At 42.9% G+C, this 18,177-nt stretch carries 18 protein-coding genes and 1 tRNA gene; all 19 read left to right on the top strand.

Translation table 11 applies throughout. The features are described 5' to 3' along the window. Positions 1–215 precede the first annotated feature (215 nt). Positions 216–290 (top strand) — tRNA-Glu (locus VMX18_00980). Between the two features lie 208 nt (positions 291–498). Then, positions 499–2,742, top strand: coding sequence for a hypothetical protein (locus VMX18_00975; protein ID HUT21962.1), 2,244 nt, complete (start codon positions 499–501; stop codon positions 2,740–2,742). Positions 2,743–2,841: 99 nt separating this feature from the next. Next, complete coding sequence (locus tag VMX18_00970; protein ID HUT21961.1) at positions 2,842–4,398, top strand: DUF5684 domain-containing protein; 1,557 nt, start codon at positions 2,842–2,844, stop codon at positions 4,396–4,398. A 34-nt stretch (positions 4,399–4,432) separates the two neighbouring features. After that, on the top strand, positions 4,433–4,939 hold the full coding sequence (locus VMX18_00965; protein ID HUT21960.1) for a hypothetical protein: 507 nt from the start codon (positions 4,433–4,435) through the stop codon (positions 4,937–4,939). A 128-nt stretch (positions 4,940–5,067) separates the two neighbouring features. Beyond that, a complete protein-coding gene (locus VMX18_00960; GenBank protein ID HUT21959.1) occupies positions 5,068–5,925 on the top strand; it encodes a hypothetical protein in 858 nt (285 codons plus the stop codon). 300 nt (positions 5,926–6,225) lie between these two features. After that, positions 6,226–6,831: a transcriptional repressor LexA gene (gene lexA, locus VMX18_00955; GenBank protein ID HUT21958.1), complete on the top strand. Its 606-nt coding sequence runs from the start codon at positions 6,226–6,228 to the stop codon at positions 6,829–6,831. Between the two features lie 190 nt (positions 6,832–7,021). Continuing rightward, positions 7,022–7,270, top strand: a complete 249-nt coding sequence (locus VMX18_00950) for a hypothetical protein (GenBank protein HUT21957.1) — start codon at positions 7,022–7,024, stop codon at positions 7,268–7,270. Between the two features lie 101 nt (positions 7,271–7,371). Continuing rightward, entirely contained in the window at positions 7,372–8,583 is a 1,212-nt protein-coding gene (locus VMX18_00945; protein HUT21956.1) for a DNA polymerase IV, read from the top strand. 72 nt (positions 8,584–8,655) lie between these two features. Then, complete coding sequence (locus VMX18_00940) at positions 8,656–9,138, top strand: hypothetical protein (protein ID HUT21955.1); 483 nt, start codon at positions 8,656–8,658, stop codon at positions 9,136–9,138. A 127-nt stretch (positions 9,139–9,265) separates the two neighbouring features. Beyond that, positions 9,266–9,841: a hypothetical protein gene (locus VMX18_00935; protein HUT21954.1), complete on the top strand. Its 576-nt coding sequence runs from the start codon at positions 9,266–9,268 to the stop codon at positions 9,839–9,841. 86 nt (positions 9,842–9,927) lie between these two features. Then, positions 9,928–10,902, top strand: a complete 975-nt coding sequence (locus tag VMX18_00930; protein HUT21953.1) for a 4Fe-4S dicluster domain-containing protein — start codon at positions 9,928–9,930, stop codon at positions 10,900–10,902. Position 10,903: 1 nt separating this feature from the next. After that, on the top strand, positions 10,904–11,719 hold the full coding sequence (locus tag VMX18_00925; GenBank protein HUT21952.1) for an FAD/NAD(P)-binding protein: 816 nt from the start codon (positions 10,904–10,906) through the stop codon (positions 11,717–11,719). Between the two features lie 6 nt (positions 11,720–11,725). Further along, on the top strand, positions 11,726–12,217 hold the full coding sequence (locus VMX18_00920; GenBank protein ID HUT21951.1) for a PH domain-containing protein: 492 nt from the start codon (positions 11,726–11,728) through the stop codon (positions 12,215–12,217). Beyond that, entirely contained in the window at positions 12,214–12,960 is a 747-nt protein-coding gene (locus tag VMX18_00915; protein ID HUT21950.1) for a hypothetical protein, read from the top strand. Before VMX18_00920 ends, VMX18_00915 begins: the two co-directional genes overlap by 4 nt. Positions 12,961–13,152: 192 nt before the next feature. Further along, a complete protein-coding gene (locus VMX18_00910) occupies positions 13,153–14,415 on the top strand; it encodes a Ni/Fe hydrogenase subunit alpha (GenBank protein ID HUT21949.1) in 1,263 nt (420 codons plus the stop codon). A 1-nt stretch (position 14,416) separates the two neighbouring features. Then, positions 14,417–14,677, top strand: a complete 261-nt coding sequence (locus VMX18_00905) for a hydrogenase/urease maturation nickel metallochaperone HypA (protein ID HUT21948.1) — start codon at positions 14,417–14,419, stop codon at positions 14,675–14,677. Positions 14,678–14,715: 38 nt separating this feature from the next. After that, the gene (locus VMX18_00900; GenBank protein ID HUT21947.1) at positions 14,716–15,939 is read left to right on the top strand and encodes a phosphoglycerate kinase; all 1,224 of its coding nucleotides are present in this window, start codon (positions 14,716–14,718) and stop codon (positions 15,937–15,939) included. A 128-nt stretch (positions 15,940–16,067) separates the two neighbouring features. Further along, positions 16,068–16,844 carry an SIMPL domain-containing protein gene (locus VMX18_00895; protein HUT21946.1) on the top strand — a complete coding sequence of 259 codons (777 nt, stop codon included), beginning with the start codon at positions 16,068–16,070 and terminating at the stop codon, positions 16,842–16,844. Positions 16,845–16,927: 83 nt separating this feature from the next. After that, complete coding sequence (gene eno / locus VMX18_00890) at positions 16,928–18,166, top strand: phosphopyruvate hydratase (protein ID HUT21945.1); 1,239 nt, start codon at positions 16,928–16,930, stop codon at positions 18,164–18,166. The last annotated feature ends 11 nt before the right edge of the window (positions 18,167–18,177 follow it).

Below are 18,177 nucleotides of genomic sequence, written 5' to 3'. Positions count from 1 at the left end.
TCATGTAACACGCCCGCCGAAGCCCCGATAGGGCGAAGGCGGGGAGCATGAATCATGGAACACATATCACATAACAATGTAACAATGAAACAATGAAGCAATGAAGCAATTTTCTTCTCCAACCCTAATTTCTAATTCCCAGTTTCCGATTACCCATTACTATTTACCGCACTGTTGACTATATCCGGTTTTCTGTTAAAATACCTTGAAAACGCGCCGCCATCGTCTAGTGGTTAGGACATCAGCTTCTCACGCTGGGAACCGGGGTTCGATTCCCCGTGGCGGTACCATCCTTCGCGATAGCGAAGGATGTCGTTCGAAGTTTCAACGAAGAACGACCAGTATTGACGCTTTAGGTTTCAATGCATGCGCTACGGATGGCACAGCCATTCAAAAATAAAATATAAAATATAAAAAACAAAAAACAAAAAATATGGAGTCCCAATTGGGACTTTTTTTGATTTACCCAATATTTTTTTTGTGGTATAATAAATTTATATGAAAAAAAATAAAAAAGCTTTTTTGTATAAACCCATTCTTATATCAGCGTTGGCCATTTTAGGAATTGCCCTTATTGTGGCGGCGACGCCAAAACATCGGGCGCAAATTGCCGGTTCTTGTTCTGTCGAGCCGGTGAGTTCCTCCACCTTCATTAAAACTTATCATTTGCGCGATCTCACCGACGGTTATAATGTTTTACAAGTTAAAGACGGCGGGTATTTGATTTCCGGAGACACGATGTGGAGCTCGGGCATGTCTGTGGGAAATCCTTTTTTGGTTAAAGTCGACGCAAAGGGCAATCCTTCATGGAGCAAACAATTCAGTAGTCAAAGTTTGCCTCCTCGGGATTCATCCACCAGGCATGAGCCGCACGTGTCCGCGGAGACGTCTGACGGAGGCATTGTTTACGCCAGCGACATTTTGGATTTTGTCGACGCCAAATACGAAAAGGTTTTGGAAGTTTATGGGGATATTTTGGTTACCAAAGTTAATTCCAAAGGCGTTCAATCGTGGTCAACGATGCTTGGCGATTACAGCGTGGATCGTCCGCAGAAAATATGGGCGTTGCCGGACGGCGGCGTGATGCTTTTGGCGAGATTCGCGCAAACCGGTTATGGCAATGACGTGGCCGACATATCGGCCGTGCCAAAATACAGCGTTTTGATTAAAATCGATAAAGACGGGAAAGCGTTGTATGCCAAAAAAATGGATTGGGAAGCTGTAGACATGGAGCGTCTGACTGACGGCGGATTCGTCGCTCTGGCCAATATTTCCGTGCCAACCAATGAACAGCCCGATAATATTTTGGGACCGGAGGTGGTGCTGGGAGATTTGCCGACCATTGTTAAATTAAATGATAATCTGGATATTGAGTGGGCCAAAAGTTTAGAAATGATTCCCTCGGAAATAGTCGCGCCGATCAGTTATTCCAGCGCCGACATTACTCTTGGGAAAACCTCCATCCGCATGATGGGCGGAGATTTTAAGGCGGTTCAGCCGACTTCGGACGGCGGATTTTTGGCGGTCGGTTTTGAAAATTTACTATCGACTCAAGGGTTGAGCAACGGGATTGATTCCATTACCAGTTTTACTCCTCGTTCATTCATAGTGGCCAAGGTTGACGCGTCGGGTAATTACAAATGGGCAAAAAATTTAACGGTCGGTTTGGTCTCCGGAGCCACCGCTATTGATTTTCAAATGGCTAAAACGGTTGATGGATATTTTGTCATTATGCAAGACGTGATTCGAGACAGCGAGGGCGTGGAAGCGAAATATAGCGACGCCGGTAAAAAGCAAAAAGTGCTGTGGGATAAATGTGAGGAATTGAATTCCGATTGCCTTGATCCGGACAGCGTTCCGGAGCTCAAAGAGCTTTGGGACGCGTCAAAAGCCGCCTCCCAGGCCTTCGCGGACGCATTGGCGTCGAATATCGAATTGATTAAAATTGACGGCAATGCCAATCCTATCTGGATTAAACGGTTTGACGCGGAAAGAAATTTATCGGGATACGATATCGCGTCGACCACTGATAAGGGCGTGGTTGTATCGGCAAGCATGTTAACGGATAAAACGCATTTGGTGATGCTTAGCCAGGAACCTTATAAAGAAGCGGCTTTGATAAAAGTGGACGTTAACGGCGGAGCGAGCGGATATGCCGATGTAACCGATTATCGCGAGGCGACGCTTGAAGATCAGAGCGAATACTTGGTTATGCAAGACATGGAAGTGGGCATGGTGTCGGATATGACGTTGAACGTCAATACGAAAGTAAAAGAAAACGTGCCCTCGATAAGCAACGCGTCGCGCGAGATTTGTAAATATCAATTAAATAAGGTGGAACCGACTTGTGATTTCTTGACGGATACGACGTCGAAAGATCCTGGAACAACTCCCGTCGCCAAAACCTGGGCGCTGATCAACTATGATAATACCAAAGAGGTCGCGGTGGAAGGAGATAAAAATCAAACGGTTCATGATGAATTGTTACCGATACTTAATGAGGTGTTTGATGATCAGGTAAAATTGAAAGACAATATGAAAAGCATGTGGCTGACATATGTTTTTTCTCGCCTGGTGACGCGCGCCGATGTGATAATGGTGCAGGAAAAATATCAAGCGTTGGGTTACAAAGTTGAAGAATCTGAAGGTGGCAGTTTATGGCTGACCAGAGTGGGACTGACTTTGCATATGACTTTTTCCATCATAAATTATATGGTTGGAAAAGTGGAGGTGTTCTTTTAATCAAACGAGTTTAAAATAAAAAATAATTAATTTAAAGAACTATATTAGTTTGTCCCCTTCAAAAATCAAACGGGATTTACTAAAAAGTTCAACAAAAATGTGTTGAAAAAATTTTCATTTTTCCAAACAATGAGCGTCGGCTTTGTTATCTTTTGCGCCGCCGCGTTTATAGGCTTAAGTCCGGTGGCCGCTCAAATTTCTTTGCCGGCGGGAGGCGACGATTTTGATTCCGCGGCAGCCCTCCGTCCCGGGACCTATCAGGGCGGGTTTTTAGCGGACGGCGAGAGTCTTTATTATTACGTCCAGGTAAAGCCAGGTCAAATGCTTAGCGTTTCCGCCGGAACTTTTGAAGAAGGCGGGAGCACATTGTATCTTTATGATGAAGATGAGGAAGAATTGAAGTCTGTCTATGACGAAAAGCCGGAAATCAACTGGCTGGTCGGTTCCGATAAATCCTCCAAGTTTTACATCAAACTGGAAAATGACTACGCGGAGGTAGAATCTTTCACATTCAAATTTTCCTTAATGAATTACTACGACGTCGATAGTCAAACTGATGCCGGCGATTCTTTCGGCGACGCAATGGATGTCGCCATTGGAAGCTATGATGGTTTTTTGGCCGGTAACGCGGGCATTGCCGACGAATTCGGAGACGACGTTCAAGACTATTACAAGGTAAGTCTGTCCAAAGGCGTGACTTACAATTTTAATTTGGTTCCTTCCAATGAAACGGAATTGACTTTAGGGCTGTATAATTCCGGCAGGCAATTGATTGAAGAGGACAGCTCCGTTAATAAAGGAGCTGTCGTTTCTTTGTATCTGACGCCATCGGACGACACGGATGTGTTTGTTTCGGTTTTTAATAATTTTTACACTTATCAGGATGAAATAGTGAATTATCAACTGGAAATCAAATCTTCGGAGGCCGTCACTGAATTTTATTCTTGCGCTGAATACTCCTGCGAAGCTGTCGGAGCTTATGTTTCATTGGCGGCTTGCCAAAAAGCGAGCGCCAAAACGTGCTACTCGTCCGCCACTTGCGATGGAAAATGCGAGAGCGGTGAACAAGAAGAGGAAGTTTGCGAATGTTCGACTTGGGAAGATTCGGGTTGCGGGAAAAAAGACTGTGACAAAGACGAAATGTATCAAGTCAGAAATTGTTCGTCGGAAGATTGCGACGATCAAATCAGATGCGTCAGCAAGAGTTCCTGCGGGGGTGAAAATGATGAAGACGAATTGGCGGGATTAACCGGCTTTCCGCCGATGTTTTTTGCCGGCTCTTTTGTCTGGGGTTGGATGATCCTGATGTATTTGTTGTTCGGGCTGGTCGGTTACATTTACATGGCCGTTTGTCTGCAAGTGATAGCTAAGAAAACCAACACGCCCAACGGCTGGATGGCCTGGATTCCCATTGCCAATATTGTCTTGATGATTCAGGTGGCGCAGAAACCTTTATGGTGGTTCATTTTCTTCTTGATTCCGATCGTTAATATCGTGATAGCCGTGGTTGTTTTTATGGCCATCGCCGAAAGAAGAGGCAAACCGAACTGGGTGGGTATTTTGATCATCGTGCCGATCGTCGGCATCGTCATTCCGGGCTATTTGGCTTTTTCGTCGGATCAAACGGTCGTGGCCGCGCCGACGAAGAAAGAATAAATTGTTTCTTCGAAATTCATTCATAATATAAAATATGGCCAAACCAACACGCTACGCGGTTCTTTATTGCGTGATTTTGAGCATTATTACGGTCATGATGGCGGTGGTCTCGTTTTACACTCATAACGCGTTATGGATTGTCATCGGTCTGTTGCCTGCAGTGATTTACGAGGTTTATCGCACCGAACCGGGCGCGAGCACCAAGTACGCTTCCATTGCCTTGCTGATCATATTGATCCTGGAAGCCATTTTGGTGATATTCAAAGTCACTTTCGATCTGGCCGCCTTTTTGGGAACTGAAAGTCAGTATGTCGCCGGCTATCAATTGCCTTTGGGAGACATTAAAATCGTCGGTCCGCTACTCACAGCCATTCTTTCTTTGGTACTTTTTTTCCGCACAGCGGGAGTTTACACCAAATGGCTGTCGGTTATCATTTGCGTCGGCTCGCTGACCGCCGTTTACATTCTTAATCCCGATTTTTTTCAAAGCGTTTTGAGAATAATTGTTGATAAATTATTCAGCGGAATCAATTATTATTAAAATGTTATTGGAATCAGATGGCGAACGGGGGCGGCAAGCCCCCGTTTTTTTTTATTTCCGTAAACCGGAGATCTTGCCAAAACGCTTAAAATTATTTAAAATGAGATAACAAATCAGCTTAAATGAATATGAGCGATGAAATGGGAAAACACAATCAAGAAATGAAAGAATTCGGTAATAAGGAAAAGACTTCTCGAAAATTGCCGGAGACTTTGAAGCCGACCAAGGCCGCTTCGATTATCGTCGGCGTTGTCTTAATTTTAATTACAACCGCGGTAATTTTTTATTTTTCCCAATCGCAAACCGTCCAACGGGCGAAAGAGACTGTCGGAGCCGCGACTCAAAATGAATTGCAAGCGAAGATAGACGAACTGAACAAACACGTGGCGGATTTGGAAGAAAAGGACAGGATCAATCAGGAACTCATTGAGAGAGATTTGCCTGAAGCCGCCAAAGTGGTTGAAGACTGCTCTATCGAGTTTAATGATGGATATCCTTCTTTCAGCGACAAAATACCTTTTTATTTGAAATACAATAATCGAGCGTTCGCTTATTATCAGCAACAAGGATATGAATTGAAGCAAGCTTGCCGGGCCAATGAAAAATTTTTGATGCTGTTGGATTCAACGTCCTCCTATGATAAGCTGTCCGCCAAAAATGCCGCGACGGCGGATTTGACAGCGGTTTCAACGAAAGCGATTATCGGTATTTCCGATAAAATATTTTTCAAAATTGATTATTTTCCCGTAAAAATAGATGGTTATGATTTGGCGAAGGATCATAAAACGGTTTGCGTCTTTGATAAATATGAAGGCGATAAAATTTATTATGTTTGCGACACGCCGCTCGAAGACGGTGATCGATACGATTGGTATGTGTTTGACGCGGTAAAAAAAGTGAATGTAAAAGCGGGTTCGAAAAGCCCTCAAGGCGAGGAAATTTCAAATAAGGATTTGTGGAATAACTTTTCGATAAAATCTTTATAAAATGATCGCGGCGATGAGTCCCGAAAAACGGGACTTTTTTTGTTTTATTGGAGTTATCCACAGGAGGGAATTGACCGTTCGCTTTTTGTTCGGTATATTGTAAATAAGAGTGTTCGGTTTCTGTTCGTGTTACGAATATTTTATAGAAAGGGCTACCAATGGTTACGAATTTACGAACGAAGCTCTTATGAAATTATTGGATCTTGTTTGGCATATGGGTAGATTCGTAACCATTAGTAACGATGTCCAAAAGTATTTATAATTTTTTAGATATTTGTAACCATTCATAAATTTAAAGATATGGGCGAACTAACCAAAAAACAAACGGAGATTTTGCGCTTTGTCATTGACTATGTTAAAGAATACGATTTCGCGCCGAGTTATCGAGAAATCGGCGAACATTTCAAGATTTCTTCGCCGGCCACCATCCACCAACATATTCAGACGCTGAAAACCAAAGGTTATTTGGACGTGGACGCGCAGAAGGCCAGATCCATCGAATTGACCAGTAAGGTAATCAGGATGGGCAGAAGCATTGAATTGCCGCTTGTCGGCATGATCGCGGCCGGCCAGCCAATTGAAGCTATTGAAGAAAATGAGACCATGGCCGTGCCCGCGGACTTGGTCAGGGATGAAAATTCCTACATTTTGAAAGTTAAAGGGGAGTCGATGATTGAAGAAGGCATTTTTAACGGAGATTATGTCATTGTCGAAAGAAATAATTATCCCAGAAACGGCGACGTGGTTGTCGCTTTGCTCAACAATGCCTATGTGACTTTGAAAAAGTTTTATCGCGAAGCGCAGAGAATCAGGCTTCAGCCGGCCAATAGCTCAATGAAGCCCATTTTCTGCAAAGACGTGGCCATTCGCGGCGTGGTCAGGGCGATCATCAGAAAATACGCTTAATCAAAAATAAAAATAATTATTAAATAAGCATGGGCAAAAGAGCGGGAAGGATTAATTGCGTCGCGATCAATCCTTTCCCTCGGCTCTTTTGTCGAGAGGATTAAAATTTTATGTCAAAAAGAAAAATAAAATCAATGTATCGCAAGGTTACTGAATTTTGGCGCGATTTGACCATTAATGTTTAATTTTTATGCATGAAACCATAAATCAACCCATAGAGGTCATTGCCGCGTTCACCAAAAATAAAATCATTCCGCTTTTTTTCAAATGGCGCGATAAGCGGTATAAAATCAGAAAAATAAATTTGGTGCACTCGGCCTCGCGCGGCAAGAACAAATTATATTTTTTTTCCGTCAACGACGCGGCTAATTATTTTAAACTTTGTTTTGACACGGGCAAGGGCGCGTGGCAATTATTGGAACTTTATTATGAAGGATAAATTAACTAAAATCTTAAAAATTTTTTCCGGGCTGTCTATTCGACCACGCAAAAATTACGCTTTTGACGCGGAGACTAAAACTTATATTCCCGCGTGAGTTTATGGATAGAATATTGCTTCATATAGACATGAATTCGTATTTCGCGTCCGTGGAACAGCAAGCCAATCCTTTTTTGAGAGGCAAGGCCATGGTCGTTTCCGGCAAGGAAGATTCGAGAACCGTGATCGTGGCCGCGTCCGCGGAAGCGAAAAAAATGGGGATAAAAACGGCAATGAGCGTCTTTGAAGCCAGAAAGCTGTGCTCGCGCCTGATTTTTGTCCAGCCGGATCCCGTAAAATACGCTCAGATTACCGAGCGTTTTTTTGAAATTTTTAAAAAATACGCGGGCGAAGTCGAGCTGTTCAGCATTGACGAGGCTTTTCTCGATTTGACAGGTTTGGCCGTCGATTTTGTTCAAGCCGTGGAAATCGCTAAAAAAATAAAAACCGAATTAAAAAATGAAGTTGGTGAGTGGATCAAATGTTCCATAGGAATTTCATACAACAAGCTTTTGGCCAAGCTGGCTTCGGATTTAAAAAAGCCGGACGGCTTGTTCATTATCGAACGCGAAAACAAGCGGCAAGTTTTAAATCAAGCCAAGCCCGAAGATATTTGCGGTATAGGGCCGCGCCTGGCGGCTCGGCTGGAGAATTTGGGTTTGGACACTTTGAAAAAAATAGAAGAAGCCGATGAAAAAATAATGCGTTTTGAATTCGGCCCGCATTGGGGGCCGCGCTTGAAACTTTTGGCCTCCGGCGAATTGGATGAGCCGGTGATTTCATATTATCGCGAAGAGAGCGTGAAATCGGCCAGCGCTTCTTATACTTTGCCGCAAAATACTTTTGACAAAGATTACATTTTGAAAATTTTGGCTCAGCTCATCGAAAAAGTTTGCCGTCGGTTGAGAAAGAATAATTTAGTAGGCAAAACGTCGATGTTTTTTTTTAGATTCGATAATTTCACTCATTGGGGTGAGAGTCAAACGTGGCCCGGGTATTTGGCGGACGACTTATCTTTTTTTGAATGGTCGCGCGGAAAAATTTTTGATTTGAATTTGGATCGTGCCGTCAGATTGGTGGGTTTTCGCGTTTCCAATTTGATTGAAGGCCGCGGTCAGCCGCCGCTTTTTCCCAAGGAAAGAAAAAGATTCTTATTGGCCGAATCGCTCGATAAAATAAATGATGATTTCGGAGAGCATTCCATTCATTTGGGCTCAATGCTCGGCTCGCCGAGACTGAAAAAACGCGCCGGCGGATTCAAATATGAAATTTGATCGATTGTAAAAAGGGTTTTGGCAAAAATTAATATTTGCTATAATGAAAATGATTATAATTAAATTCAAATTATGAAAAATTTTTGGAAGGCTTTATTGGCGGTCATTATCATGGTGATCGTGGCCGAGCTGATTCAGACGGTAATCGCTCAATTTTCTATGAGTTATTACATGGACGAAGCTTACTTTGGTCTATGGTCCAAATTAATGATGCCCGAGGCCGGACCGCCGCCGGCCAGTTTTATGGTTTATTCCGTCTTATCCCAATTGGCGAGCGCGATTATCGCGGTCTTCGTGTTTTATTTGCTGGGCAGCGCCGTGCCCGGCAGCGGCGCGAAAAGGGGACTTCTTTTCGGGCTGTTGATGTTCCTTGTCGCGGGCATATCCAGCATGTTGACCTTTGTTTTATTGCTTAATATTCCTTTTGGCTTGATAATGTGGTGGACATTGGCCAGTTTGTTGATTTTCTTGATTTCAGGTTTGTTTATCGGACTTTTGGTGGCGCCTCGATATGAATTGCGCATTGTGGAAAAGACTGAATTGGAAATTAAATAAATTATTTCAAAACAGATTTGTCGTTTGTCAATGAGTAATAATTGATTATTTCTTGCGTATTACATTAAATAAGCGATTTATTATTAAATTATAAATTATGCCGGAAGATCCGATAACATCGCCAAATATGCCAAGTCCGAAAGTAACCAATGGGCTTTTGATTCTTTTGATAGTTTTATTAATTGTCCTGCTCTCCGGACTGGGGCTGCTGTTTTATTACTTAAAATCGCAAAATGACGCTCGTTCCTTGGAGGATTGGTTGGAAAATGAGAATGAGATAGCCAATGAAATCGAGGCGGAGGTCATTAATGAACCGGTTGCGGAGGAAGCGACAGCGGAGGCGATGATCGAGGAGGAAATAGATTATTATAATTCTGAATACGGTTTCGGTTTGACTTTGCCCGCGGAGTGGAAAGAGTATAATCTCGTGGAAAAGAACACCTCCTGGCAGGTCGGCTCAGCGCCATCTTTTTATTTCGGTTTGCCCGCGCAAAAAGACGGATTGTTCGCCATAACGATTTTTACTCATGATCAGTGGGATATCCAAAAAGACGCCGAAGGGCCGAAACCGGTTTATATCACTGAAAATTCGCAACATATATTCACTTGGGATCGCGCGCAATCCACGGCCAACGCTGAAATGGAAAAGAGAATGGATGAAGTCCCGGGTATTATCGCCACCTTCGTGATTGACGCCAAATAAACATAAACAAGAATTATAAAAATCCCCGATTCCTTGGGGATTTTTTGTTTTTTATCCGCCGGTTTTTGTGTTATAATGATTTTAATATGACAAAAAGCGCTCTCAATCAATTATTGCTTTGTTTGCTGAAAAAAAATGTTTTTTTCGCGCCCCGAAAAATCGATGATGATATCGCGGTGGTTGAGATCTCGGACATCAAGGAAATGGATTGGTCATGGAAATTGCCCAAGCAAAGCTTCAAGCATTTGCTGTTGCCCTCAACGGAAGAAATATTAAAACAAGATGAAAAAGGGCTTTGCGAGATATTTGAAAAAAAATCCAGAGTGATTTTTGGAATAAATATTTTGGATTTGCAGGCCCTGACTTATCTGGAAGCGATTTTTTCCGAAGACGTTTATTATCAAAAGCGACGAGCCAAGACTTTACTTATCGGCTACAGCGCCGGTCTGCCGCAGGATTATCGGAAATATAAAATTTTTCATGAAAAATTCAGGGAGGATAAGCTTGAACATTTGAATTTCGATATTTTCATTGAAGAGCAAAAAAACAAAAATTTGAAAATTTTCAGCGGCTCGGAAAAAGGCCAGCAAATACTGGAGGAAAACGGTATCAGTGATTATATGAATATCGAATACGCCGGGCCGATCCCCGAAGAAGGGCCGAATAAGGAATTTGTTTTAAAAAACAGGGAATTGATTTTCAAGTCCAAGCCCGAGGATAAGCTCTGGCAAGAGCTGGGCAAAATTTGTCTGGCTTGCGGCAAATGTTCTCTCGTCTGCCCGCTTTGTTTTTGTTTCGAGCATGAAGATGTCGCGGACGGAGATGTTATTTCCAGAAAAAGAAAATGGTCGTCTTGCTTTTATCCGGAATTCACGAAAATAACCAATGGCGAAAACGACATGAGACACGCCGCGGAAAAATTATATTATTGGTATTATCATAAATTCGTCAGAATGACGGACGAATACAAATTTCCCGGTTGCGTCGGTTGCATGAGATGTTTTCAGGCTTGTCCGGTGGGCATCAGCATAGCGGAAAATTTTAAAAACCTAAGAAAATAAAATGAGAAACGCGTATAAACCGGAAAAAGCCAAAATCATCGGTCGGGAAGAGCAGAACGCGGACACTGTTTTGTTTCGTTTGAAATTGCCGGCGGACGGCCAGAAAGCTTTCGAATTTTTGCCCGGGCAATTCATGCAAGTCGGCCTGATGGGTTGGCGCGAAGCGCCGATAAGTTTGTGTTCCAATCCCAAAGAAGCCGGGGATTATTTTGAGTTAACGATCCGCGGCATTGGCAGAATTACCAAAAAATTGATTTCGCTCAAGATAAACGATTTTATGCTGGTGAGGGGGCCTTTCGGCAACGGTTTCCCCGAGGCGATTGATAAAAATTTGATTCTGATAGGAGGCGGTTGCGGCTTCGCGCCTTTGCGTTCGATAATAGAATATTACTCGGATCGCCAAGAAATGGAAAAACAAATTTTTATCGGTTGCTCGAGCAAAGATACTCTGTATTTTAAAAATAGTTTTGCCGAGTGGCAAAAAAATTACGATTTGAATTTGATTTTGGAAAAGGGAAGACTGCCGAAGTATTCTCCCAAAAGCGGTTTTGTCAGTGATCTTTTAAATAAAGATTTGGTTGATGATGCCTTGTTTTTCGTTGTCGGTCCGCCGGTTATGTACAAGGCGGTGGTTAAAAAATTGCTGGCAAAAAAAATATCTCCCGAAAGTATTTATCTCAGCCTGGAAAAACGAATGTACTGCGGCCAAGGCGTGTGCCAGCATTGCGCCATCGGTTCGAAATATATCTGCCAAGACGGGCCGGTATTCAGTTTGGCGGAATTGGACGGAGTGACTTCGATATATAAACCGTTTTAGAAAATTATGAATATTTTACATGAAGAAAAGCAAAGCTTTTCGCCGATTGGAACGCTTTTGGTGTTTGCGGTTTTGATTGTCATCGGCTATTGCTTTGTTTCATCTTATCGAGCTGATTCGGTGAGCGAAGCGCCCGATTTTGCCAATTTGGTTATGGTGTTCGTTTTTTTGCTGGATGGTTTCGTGTTCGTCAATTTTAGACGTTTGAGCGTCACGGTAACCGATGAAAATATGATTGTCGGCTATGGATTGTTAAAAAGAAAAATAAAACTCGAAGAAATCGAGGATGTTAAAGTCGATGAATATAAATGGCAGACATATTTGGGCTACGGCATCAGAATCGGCCGAGACCGATCCCGAGGGTATGTGGCTAGATCCGGCAATGGCGTCAGATTGAAAATTGAAAATCAACCTGATTATTTCATCACTTCGGACAATGCGGATCAATTGGCCGCAGCAGTTAAAAACGCGATAGCCTCCTCGAATCTGAAAATATGAAAAAAAATTCCAAATTTAAAATAGGCATTTTGTCTTTGACATCCTGCGAAGGCTGCTGTTTTGCCATTTTGGATTCCAAGGAAAAATATTTGAAGTCGTTGAATCATTTTGATTGGGAGTTTTTTCGTTTATGGAGGGAAGAAGAAGATTTGTCCGAGAAAAAATTCGATATTGTTTTTGTCGAAGGCAGTCCGATCACCAATGCAAATATCGAGCAATTGAAAATTGTCAGGAAAAATAGCCGCTATCTGGCGACGCTCGGGACTTGCGCGCATTTTGGAGGCATTTATCATTTGAAAAATTACGGCGATAAGCTCAAATTGATCAAAAAAATTTACGATAAGCCCGAAGGAATAGAAAATCCGGATGTTTTGCCGGTCAGAGATTATGTTCGCGTTGATTTTGACGTGCCGACTTGTCCGATAGACGTTGATGAGTTTTTTTCCATGCTTTATGACATTGAAGCGGGTAGATTACCGAAAATAGCGCAGAAAACGATTTGTTACGATTGCCAGCGCCTGGGTTATGAATGCGTTTTGCAGAAGGGCGAAATTTGTTTGGGACCCATAACGCAGACCGGTTGCAACGCCGTTTGTCTGAAAAGCAAGCAAGGTTGCTGGGGGTGTCGCGGTTTGATAAAAGACGCGGAAGTTGAAAATTTAATGAAATTTTTAAAAAAGAATCATTCAATTAAAGAAATAGAGCAAGCGCTGGAAGTATTTGGCATGAAAGATTATTTGTAAAATTTAAAAAAAAAAGAGACCGACGGTGCATGCAAAGTCGGTCTCAGAGAGGTCAAGGACGCTTCGAGAAAAGACGGAAAGAGTTGTCGACACAACGGGAGGGTAGCGACATGTATGCACGGATCAGGACTTGTCATTTTCTCGAAGCGTGCTTTGATATTATCAGTTAAATCTGAATTTGTCAAACTAAATATGAAAACCATTAAAATAAACCACATCGCCAAGACCGAAGGGCACTCGAGTTTTGTCGGCAGCCTGCTCGGCGGAGAAGCGGCCGAGGCCAGGCTGATCACGGAAGAAGGCGCCCGTCTTTTTGAAGGCATGGTCATTGGCCGGCCTTATCAGCAATTGCCGGTTATCGTTTCGAGAATTTGCGGCGTTTGCCCGATCGTTCACAATCTTGGCGCGATCAAGGCGATTGAAAACGCTTTTTTTACCGAAATTACTCCGGAAATAATTTTGCTCCGAAAAATCCTGGAATTGGCTCAGATAATTCACAGCCACGCTTTGCACATGTTTTTTTTATCGTTCCCCGATTTTGTCGGCGTTTCCAATAACACGGATTTGGTGAAGAAATATCCCGAACAGTCGAAATACGCGCTCGAAGTCAGAGATTTTGGGGTTTTGGCCGCGAAAATAATCGGCGGTCGGACGATCCATCCGATAAACAGCGTGGTCGGAGGATTTAACGTCGCGCCGGACGAGAATTCGCTTAAGGAATTGGCGGAGATAATCCCCGTCAAAACGAAACAGGCCGTGAAACTGTTTGATTTTTTGAAAAAACAAAAGATTACCAATTTTAAAAATCCTTCCAATTACGTCGCCTTGAAATCAGGGAAAGAATACGCGATTTATGATGGAGAAGTCTTTTTTCTTGATAACAAAAGAAAAGTAAGCGCGGATCAATTTTATGCCGAGGTTTCGGAAACCAATTCGTCCGGGGAGGCGGTCAAAAGATCTCATCATCTCGGGCGAGCGGTCATGTGCGGATCTTTGGCTAGAATAAATTGCAATTATGACAAATTAAACGGCATCGCGAAAAAAAATTGGGATGAGCTCGGCATTGAAACGCCCGATTATAATCCGTTTCATAATGTCTTGGCGCAGTCGATCGAGATTATTCATTGTTTGGAAGAATGCGGCAAATTGATTGAAAAATATTTGAAAATAAGAAATAAAAAATTGAAGGTCTCCGTCAAACCCGCTGCCGGCCGCGGTCTGTCCGTGATTGAAGCGCCGCGAGGTTTATTGTATTACAATTTCGATTTTGACGATTACGGCGCGGTGAGAAAATGCGACATCGTCACGCCGACCGCTTTGTTTATCGCCAATTTGGAAAAAGATTTGAAAGTATTTTTGCCGACTTTACAAAATTTTTCGGATAAAAAAAGAGAGAGTTTGATCAAGTCCTTGATTCGGGCTTATGATCCATGCATCTCTTGCGCGACTCATTAATATGCACGATCTTCATCTGGCCGATAAAATTCATAAATTGGTTTTAGAGAAAGCCGCTGAAAACAATTGCCGAAAGGTGAGTGAAATCTCCGTTGAATTGGGGTTTATTCGAGAGCATGGACAAGATATTTCCCCTGAGAATCTTAGGTTTAACTTAACGATGTTAAACGAAGGCACGTTGGCCGATGGCGCTGAAATTAAAATAGAAAAAGCGACGGGTAAAGAAAATTATTGGAGCTTGCTTGAAATAAAAGGCGAGTGAGCGTGTCCGAATGAAATAAATTTGATATAATTAAGCATATGACGATAACTGAGATAAAAAAAGTTCCTCGGCTCGACCAAGTCAATGATTTGCAAGGGAAAATCGTTTTTATGCGGGTTGATTTCAATGTGCCCGTAAAAAACGGTCGGGTGGTGGAAAATTTTCGTATTAAATCCGCATTGTCTTCGATCGAACACATTATCAAGCGTGACGGCCGCGTTATTTTGGCTTCGCATCTCGGAAGGCCCGAAGGCAAATACAATAAAAAATTAAGTCTTAATCCCGTTTATCTTGAACTCAGGAAATTGATGCCTCGGCAAAACGTTTTATTTTGGGACAAAGACATTTCTCAAATATCCAAAAAGGATTTGGCGGCGTTGGAAGCGGGCGACGTGGTTTTGTTGGAAAACCTGCGGTTTAATTCGGGCGAGGACAAAAATTCCGTTTCTTTCGCTCGTAAATTGGCCGCGCTGGCGGACATCTATGTCAATGAAGCTTTTTCATTTTCTCATCGAAAAGCCGCGTCTATTGATGCCATAACCAATTTGTTGTCGGCCTGCGTCGGTTTGAAGTTTTTCGAAGAAGTGAGCAATTTGGGCAAGTTGATCAAGCCGCGGCGACCGGCCATCGGCATTATCGGAGGCATAAAGGTTGAGACCAAACTGCCGTTGATGGAGAGATTGCTGCCGTCATATGATTTTTTTCTGATTGGCGGCGTGGCCGCGAATGTTTTTTTCAAAGCGCTCGGTTATGAAATAGGCGGTTCTCTCGTCAATCACGGGAATTTAAAACAAGCCGAAGAAATTTTAAAAAAATTCGGCGATAAAATTATTTTACCCAAGGATGTTTTAATATGGGAGGAAAAAGAAAATATCGTTATCAGTCGCCAAGTGACCAATGACAAAGACATCGTCTATAAAAAAAATCAAATGATTTTGGATGTAGGACGAAATACGGTTAAGGATTTTTCGAAATATATCAGGTCTGCGAAAACCATAATTTGGAACGGACCGATGGGGCAGACGGAAGATCCGCGATTTAGAAAAGGCACGGCTTTGTTGGCGGAAGCAATCGCCAAAAGATCCAAGGGAGCTCCATTTGGCGCGGTGGGCGGAGGAGAAACCATTGAAGCGCTCAATCGTATAAAAATGTTGAAAGACATGGATTTTGTGTCCACTGGCGGCGGAGCCATGCTTGATTTTCTGACCGATTATAAAAAATTTCCGGGGCTGGCGGCTGTTTTAAGAAAAAATAAAAATTAGTGTTACGAGCTGTACAAGATTTATGTGCCCCTCGACTCTGCTCGGGGCAGGCAAGATATTACGAGAATTGGAAATAATATCTTGTACTATCCGGTATTAAAATCTTGTAAATCTCGTAATTAAAAATTATGAAAAACACATTTTGGCCATCATGGTCCGAAAACAAAATCTTTACGATTCTTTTAGCCTGTTTGTTAATCGTTCTAATCGTTTTTGTCGGTTTTGGCGTTAGGTCAAAGATCAAGGCGTATGACTACATCGGCATTTCTCCGGAAATGAAAAATACCATCACCGTGTCCGGCGAGGGCAAAGTAATCGCCATTCCCGATGTGGCTAAAGTAACCTTGGGCACAGAGGCCTTGGAAAAAACGGTGGCCGCGGCTCAGACTAAGGTGACGAAAGACATCAATTCTTTAATTTCCGAGCTGAAATCAAAATATAATGTCGATAAAAAAGACATCAAGACCGTGAATTATTCCATTTATCCGGAATACGACTGGAGAAGCGGCTCTCAGGTTTTTAAGGGATACAAAGTCTCGCAGAATGTCGAAGTGACTATCAGAGATACCGAAAAAGCGGGAGACGTCATCGGCCTGGCCGGGGATTTGGGATTAACTAGCGTTGGCGGTTTGCAATTCACCATTGATGACCCTGAAATATACAAGCAAGAAGCCAGAGAAAAGGCGCTCGAGCAAGCCAAACAAAAAGCGGAGGCCTTGGCTGATATTGCCGGCGTGAAATTGGGCAAGGTGGTTTCTTTTTCGGAAAATGAAGGTTACACGCCGGATTATTACATGAAGACCTATGCTGAAGATGCCGGCATCGGGGGAGCGGCCGCTCCGACGGTTGAAGTCGGTTCCCAAGAAGTGATCATTGACGCCAACGTCGAGTACGAAATTTTATAATGAATTATTAAAACAATAAAAGGGAGCGAAGATTTTTTTGCCTCTCTTATTTGAATATTGATTCGTTAATTTTTGCAAAATTTATGAAAATAAAACAAATTAAAGCCAGGGAAATTTTGGATTCTCGAGGCAATCCGACCGTCGAGGCGACAGTTACTTTAGCCAATAATGTCAGCGCCACGGCGTCCGTGCCCTCGGGCGCGTCAACGGGCGTTCACGAGGCGCTAGAGCTTCGTGACGGGGGCAAGCGTTACGGCGGCCGAGGAGTTTTGCGCGCGGTTGGAAATATCGAAAAAGTCATCGCCCCCAAATTGAGAAATATAAACGTGGTCGATCAAAAGAAAATCGATCGTTTGATGATCCAGCTGGACGGAACGCAGAACAAAAAAAGATTGGGCGCCAACGCTATTTTGGGAGTGTCATTGGCCTGCGCCAGAGCGGCGGCCAAAGCTCAGAAAAAACCGCTCTATAAATACTTGAATCAAACGTTCAAATTCGGCAAGATAACGAAGATGCCTTATCCGACCATGAATATTTTGAACGGAGGCAAGCATGCGGATAATGGTTTAGCCATTCAGGAATTCATGATTATTCCCAAGATGAAAAAGTTTTCGGAGCGGGTGCGTTGCGGCGTTGAAATATTTCACGCTTTAAAATCGATTTTGAAAGATCGCGATCTGATTTCTCTTGTCGGTGATGAGGGCGGTTTCGCTCCGAGAGTGAAAAATAATGAAGAGGCGATTAAATTGATCGTGGCGGCCGTGAAAAAAGCCGGCTACAAACTCGGCGGCAACGTGAAATTGGGCATGGACTTGGCCGCTTCCGAATTTTACGCCAACAAAAAATACCTGCTCGAAGGCAAGCCTATCTCGGCCGAGGCGATGATGAATGTTTTGGAAAGATGGCTCGCAAAATATCCGTTCGAATTGATCGAAGATCCGCTGGCCGAAGACGATTGGGAAAACTGGACTGAAATTACCCGCAGGCTCGGTAAAAAAGCAAGTCTGGTCGGAGATGATTTTTTCGTTACGAATATTAAAAGATTGAAAAAGGGAATGGAGAATTCGGCGGCCAACGCGATTTTGATTAAGTTGAATCAAATCGGCAGTTTGAGTGAAACAATGGAAACAATTAAGTTGGCTCAAAAAAGCGATTATAAAGTTATCGTTTCTCATCGCTCGGGCGAAACTACGGATGATTTTATCGCTGACTTGTCCGTGGCCGTGGGTTCCGATTACATTAAAACCGGATCGTTGTCCCGCGGCGAGAGAGTGTGTAAATACAATAGATTGATGGAAATAGAAACCGAATTGAAATTCTAAAAAAAATCATT

Source organism: Candidatus Bipolaricaulota bacterium (assembly GCA_035528115.1).
In the GTDB taxonomy this organism is placed as follows: domain Bacteria; phylum Patescibacteriota; class Patescibacteriia; order UBA11705; family DATKZF01; genus DATKZF01.
Note: the sequence above shows the minus strand (reverse complement) of the source record. Positions and strands in the feature narration are given on the sequence as shown.